Origin of the sequence: Kineococcus glutinatus (assembly GCF_039542765.1) — a bacterium.
Classification (GTDB): domain Bacteria; phylum Actinomycetota; class Actinomycetes; order Actinomycetales; family Kineococcaceae; genus Kineococcus_A; species Kineococcus_A glutinatus.
The window spans coordinates 1-1,105 of sequence record NZ_BAABIL010000296.1 but is presented as its reverse complement, the minus strand read 5'-3'; the positions used below and the strand labels follow the sequence as shown (position 1 = coordinate 1,105).

Below are 1,105 nucleotides of genomic sequence, written 5' to 3'. Positions count from 1 at the left end.
GGGCGCACCAAGCGGGGCTTGGGGTCGCCCGAACCCGGAGTTGGGCGCACCAAGCGGGGCCTGGGGTCGCCCGAACCCGGAGATGGGCGCACCGGGCGCGCCGGGCGCACCCAGGGGCGCCGGCGCCCCCCGGCTCACACCGCCAGCAGCACCTTGCCCACGTGCGAGGAGCCCTCCAGCAGCTCGTGCGCCCGTGCCGCCTCCGCCAGCGGCAGCACCTCGTGGACGACCGGCCGCACCCGGCCCGAGGCCAGCAGCGGCCACACGTGCTCGCGCACCCCCGCCACGACCCGCGCCTTGTCCGCCAGCGGCCGCGCCCGCAGCGACGTCGCGTGCACCGATGCCCGCCGCGCCATCAGCGCCTGCAGGTCCAGCTCGCCCCGCACCCCGCCCTGCATGCCGATGACGACCAGCCGGCCACCGGTGGCGAGCACGTCCACGTTGCGCTGCAGGTACCCCGCGCCCACCACGTCGAGCACCACGTCCGCGCCGCGCCCGCCCGTCGCGGCGCGCACGACCTCCGCGAAGTCCTGCTCGCGGTAGTCCACCAGCACCTCGGCGCCCAGCTCGGCGCAGCGGCGCAGCTTCTCCGCCGACCCCGCGGTGACGGCCACCCGCGCCCCGGCCGCAGCGCCCAGCTGCACCGCCATCGTGCCGATCCCGCTGGAGCCGCCGTGCACGAGCAGCACCTCGCCCGCCACCAGCCGCCCGACGTCGAAGACGTTGCTCCACACCGTGCAGGTCACCTCCGGCAGCGCCGCGGCCTCGACGAGCCCCACCCCGGCGGGCACCGGCAGCAGCTGCCCGGCGGGCACGGCGACGAGCTCGGCGTACCCGCCACCGGCCAGCAGCGCGCACACCTGCTGCCCCGGCTCCCAGCCGCTGACGCCCTCCCCGAGGGCCTCGACGGTCCCGGACACCTCCAGGCCGGGGTGCTGCGGGGCGCCCGGCGGCGGCGGGTAGCGCCCCTGCCGCTGCATGAGGTCGGCGCGGTTGACCCCGGCGGCGGCGACCCGGACGAGCACCTCCCCGGGGCCGGCGGCGGGGTCGGGCAGCTCGGTGGGCACGAGGACGTCGGGGCCGCCGGGTTCGCGGACGGTGATGG

General features: G+C 78.6%; 1 protein-coding gene. It reads right to left on the bottom strand.

Annotated elements, in window-relative coordinates; genetic code table 11:
• Nucleotides 1–134: 134 nt before the first annotated feature.
• Nucleotides 135–1,103 carry an NAD(P)H-quinone oxidoreductase gene (locus tag ABEB16_RS11635; RefSeq protein WP_345712415.1) on the bottom strand — a complete coding sequence of 323 codons (969 nt, stop codon included), beginning with the start codon at nt 1,101–1,103 and terminating at the stop codon, nt 135–137.
• Between the last annotated feature and the right edge of the window lie 2 nt (nt 1,104–1,105).